Below are 3852 nucleotides of genomic sequence, written 5' to 3'. Positions count from 1 at the left end.
TCGCTCGGGTGTTCGATCGAGTTGTGCCCCGCACGAACCGTTCGCGGGGATATCGTCGGGGAGTGGAACAGAAGACGCATGAACAAATGCCTTCGGACCCTGGAACTCCCGCCGTGTGCGCCCTGTGCGGCACCGCCGCCGACCGGACGCCGCCGACCTGGACCTGCTCCGTCGAGAACGGCGTCCGCCGCTTCTTCTGCGACGACTGCGCCCGCGCCAACATCAGATCCATCGAAGGGCGCCTCGACTCGCCCTGGTGGTGAGAGCGGACCGGACCCCGGACCGGGCGCAGGCCCGGCCTCTGCTCAGGCGGGGGCCTCCTCGGACGCTTCCTCGGACTCCTCGCCCGCGCCGAACCCCGGCACCCACGCCTCCAGCTCGTCCCGCAGCCGCACCGACGCCCCGAGCTGACACAGCACCCCGATGGTGCTCGTCGTCACCCGGTGTATCAGCAGATACGAGGGCGGCAGATTGAGCTGCCGGGCCAGCTGGTGCGCGGGGGAGCGCGGGTCCGCGATCCGCGCCGCCTGGGCCCGCATCCAGCCCCGCGAGAACGTGAACTTCGTCACTTGCGCCGGCTCGATGATCGGCAGCAGATAGTCCAGCACCGCCTCCGGATCCAGCTCGATCGACGGCTTGACGAACCCCTCCTCGCGCAGCAGGTCCAAAACCCCGTCCGCCTGACCGTCCAGCGTCATCCGCAGCGCCGTGCCGATCGTCGGCGGCAGCCCGTCCGGCAGCCGGTCCACCGTGCCGAAGTCCAGCACGCCCAGCCGCCACGACTCCGGCGGACTGTCGTCGTCGCCCGTCAGCAGCCGGAAATTGCCCGGATGCGGGTCGGCGTGCAGCAGCCCCGTGCGGGCCGTGCCCGAGAAGAGGAAGCGCGCCAGCAGCTGCCCGGCCCGGTCCCGCTCCTCCTGGCTGCCGCGCTCTATCACCTCGGAGAGCGGCAGCCCGCCCATCCACTCCGTGATCAGCACCTGGTCGCCCTGGTGCACCACGTCCGGCACCACCACGTCCGGGTCCTGCGCGAACTCCCGCGCGTGCGCCCGCTGGGCCCGCGCCTCCAGCTCGTAGTCCAGCTCCTCGGAGATCCGGTCGCGCAGCTCCGAGATGAGCGGCTTGATGTCCATGCCCGGGATCAGCGGGCCCAGCAGCCGCGCGAAGCGGCTCAGCTGCGTGAGGTCCGACAGCAGCGCCTCGCCGGCCCCCGGATACTGCACCTTGACCGCGACCTCGCGCCCGTCGTGCCACACCGCCCGGTGCACCTGCCCGATCGACGCGGCGGCGGACGGCTGGTCCTCGAACTCCGTGAAGAGCTCCCGCCAGTCCTCGCCGAGCCGCTCCGCCAGCGCCGCGTGCACCGAGCGGGTCGGCATCGGCGGCGCGGCCTCCTGGAGCTTGGTCAGCGCGGCCCGGTACGGCCCGGCGATCTCCTCGGGCAGCGCCGACTCGAAGACCGACAGGGCCTGCCCGAACTTCATCGCGCCGCCCTTCAGCTCGCCGAGCACCTTGAACAGCTGCTCGGCCGTGCGCTGTTGCAGCTCGCGCCCCACCAGCTCCGCCGACCGGCCGCCGATCCGCTTGCCGAGCCCCCAGGTGGCGCGGCCCGCGAAGCCCAGCGGCAACGCGGCCAACTTGGCGGTGCGGGTGACCGCTTTGCGGGGAAGATCAGACATGCACCCCTCCAACTACCTGAACAGCCACGCCGAGTACGACTGTTACCCGACCATTGTCCCGTGCAACGGCTTCGAGGCCGAGGCGCATTCAGGATGGGCCGATCCCGCCGCCCCGCACGAGCATGCCGGATGCGGAGCGATACGCCGTGGAGCCCAGCCCGCGCCCGGCAGCGCCACCTCCAGCCGGGTCCCCGCCGAGTCCGGCGGCCGGCCGTCGAGGAAGGCCAGCGCCTGGACGGCCGCCAGCCCACTCACCACCGTAGCGAGCGCGGCATCGCAGGACGGCACCCCCACCGCCCGCCCCGACCGCCACTGGGTGAGCATCCGGGGCCACGTGGGATCGCGCTCGGCCCGGCCCAGCTCCAGACAGCCCGCACACGCCGACCCGCCCGGCACCACCAGCGGCCCCACCACCCCCGTGCACTCGACGACACCCGCGTACACATGAGGCGTCCCGGACGTGACGAAGGGCTCGGCCACGGCCGGATCCGGCGCGTACGCCGCGAGGCCGTCCCGCGGCGCGATCACCACCAGCGACAACGGCGGCTGCTTCGCGCCGTCGGACACCCCCGTCCGGCCGGGTGGAGCGTCCCCCTGCGGCCGGGCGCGGGGCCGCGGCCCCGGAGCGGACTGCCGCACGACCCGCCGGGCCGCGGCGTCGCGCCGCTCCCCGACCTGCTCGGCGCGGACCCCGCCCGGAATCGTGTCCCACGGCTCGACACATCCCCCTTCCAGCACATCGACCTGGCCCACCCCCGACGCCGACAGCAGCGCGGCGATCGCCGCTCCCACCCGCCCCGCGCCCCGCACCTGCACCCGCATCGCCCGGCGCGCCCCCAGCAGCCGCAGCGCGCCGCCCGGCTCCGGGTGCAGCACGGAGAGCGCCGCCAGGTCGGGCCGCAGCCGGTCCAGGGCCGGACCCGTATCGCGCAGCTGGGCCGCCGGCTCCCCGCCGCCCAGCGGATCGTCCAGCAGACCGGCCGCCGCCAGCCGCTCCACCAGCGAGTCCGCCCGGCCCTCGGGCAGCCCCATCGCCTTGGCCTGCGCGCGCAGCAGCGGCAGGCCGCGCGTCCCGTCCAGCAGATCGAGGAAGCTCCCCGTCGCCGTGTCCACCGGGCCCAGCACCACGGCGTGTGCGGGCGCGACCCCGAACTGCACGGTGTCGCGGTTGCGCCAGCCGCGCCGCAGCGCGGGCTTGATCATCGGATGCATGATCGCCTCCCCCATCGGTCGGGACCCAGCATGCGCGGCCCGCCGCGGCGCCGCCGGAAGTTATCCACAGGGGGGCTCGTTAGTCGTACAAGTAGTGCACTCCGATGAGTGTTTCCCCCGACAACCGAGCGAGGTCGGGACTTCCGTCGCCGCCAGCGGGTAACGTCGAGGCGTGTCCGTCGACCCTCTGCACAGTGCCGCAAGATCACCGCGCAGCGCCCCGAGCCCGCAGGCCCGCTCGTCCGGGCCGAACGCGGTCGAGGTCCGCCGGAGCACCCGCCGACGCAGAACGGTCTCGGCCTACCGCGAGGGCGACCGCACCGTGGTCCTCATCCCGGCCCGGATGTCCGAGGCCGAGGAGCAGCGCTGGGTGGGTGTGATGCTGGAGAAGCTCGCCGCGCAGGAGAACAAGCGCATGCTGGGCGACTCCGAGCTGGCCGAGCGCGCGGAGCGCCTCTCCGACCAGTACCTCGGCGGCCGCGCCCGCCCCGCCTCCGTCCGCTGGGTCACCAACCAGAACACCCGGTGGGGCTCCTGCACGCCCGCCGAGGGCAGCATCCGCCTTTCGCACCGCCTCCAGGGCATGCCGGAGTACGTCGTGGACTACGTACTCGTCCACGAACTCGCCCACCTGCTCGTACCGGGGCACGGCCCGCGCTTCTGGCGGCTCCTGGAGTCCTACCCGCGCACCGAGCGGGCGCGGGGCTACCTGGAAGGCGTGGTCGCCGCGGACCGGCTGCCGCACCTGCCCGCGGCCCGCAGCGAGTGACCGGGGGAGAGCCCGGCGCCCCGGCATCGCCGCCGGGCGCCGGCCGCCCTCTCCGCTGAGGAAGGACGCGTCAGAGCAGCGCGCGCGTACGTTCCATCAGGCGCACGACCGACGCGTCGGCCACCCCCGCCACCTCGTCGTATGCGAACCAGCGCAGGTCCAGCGACTCGTCGCTGATCACCTCGACGGCCT

Annotated in this window: 4 protein-coding genes and 1 pseudogene; 2 read left to right on the top strand and 3 right to left on the bottom strand. The window is 73.8% G+C overall.

The window, feature by feature from the left end:
• Positions 1 to 86: 86 nt before the first annotated feature.
• Positions 87 to 263 (top strand): hypothetical protein, encoded by a 177-nt coding sequence (locus tag ACFU99_RS36570; RefSeq protein ID WP_384400832.1) that lies wholly within the window; start codon positions 87 to 89, stop codon positions 261 to 263.
• Positions 264 to 305: 42 nt separating this feature from the next.
• Here ACFU99_RS36570 and ACFU99_RS36565 read toward each other — a convergent pair whose 3' ends face one another.
• Both ACFU99_RS36565 and ACFU99_RS36560 read right to left on the bottom strand, forming a co-directional pair.
• Positions 306 to 1679: an ABC1 kinase family protein gene (locus ACFU99_RS36565; RefSeq protein WP_384400829.1), complete on the bottom strand. Its 1374-nt coding sequence runs from the start codon at positions 1677 to 1679 to the stop codon at positions 306 to 308.
• A 42-nt stretch (positions 1680 to 1721) separates the two neighbouring features.
• Positions 1722 to 2891, bottom strand: coding sequence for a ThiF family adenylyltransferase (locus tag ACFU99_RS36560; RefSeq protein ID WP_384400826.1), 1170 nt, complete (start codon positions 2889 to 2891; stop codon positions 1722 to 1724).
• 172 nt (positions 2892 to 3063) lie between these two features.
• On the opposite strand from ACFU99_RS36560, the gene ACFU99_RS36555 reads away from it, so the two are divergent.
• Positions 3064 to 3660, top strand: a complete 597-nt coding sequence (locus tag ACFU99_RS36555) for a M48 family metallopeptidase (protein ID WP_384400823.1) — start codon at positions 3064 to 3066, stop codon at positions 3658 to 3660.
• Between the two features lie 70 nt (positions 3661 to 3730).
• Here the strand turns inward: ACFU99_RS36555 and ACFU99_RS36550 are convergent.
• Positions 3731 to 3852: pseudogene (locus tag ACFU99_RS36550) on the bottom strand (NUDIX hydrolase); the annotation flags it as partial.

The sequence above is a fragment of the Streptomyces sp. NPDC057654 genome (genome assembly GCF_042800135.1).
Lineage (GTDB): Bacteria > Actinomycetota > Actinomycetes > Streptomycetales > Streptomycetaceae > Streptomyces.
The sequence above is the reverse complement of the archived record's forward strand: the minus strand, read 5'-3'. Positions and strand labels throughout refer to the sequence as shown.

Excerpts from the sequence above, each read along its gene's own strand:
- ACFU99_RS36570 (WP_384400832.1), top strand. The coding sequence starts at position 87 with ATGCCTTCGGACCCTGGAACTCCCGCCGTGTGCGCCCTGTGCGGCACC.
- ACFU99_RS36565 (WP_384400829.1), bottom strand. The coding sequence starts at position 1,679 with ATGTCTGATCTTCCCCGCAAAGCGGTCACCCGCACCGCCAAGTTGGCC.
- ACFU99_RS36560 (WP_384400826.1), bottom strand. The coding sequence starts at position 2,891 with ATGCATCCGATGATCAAGCCCGCGCTGCGGCGCGGCTGGCGCAACCGC.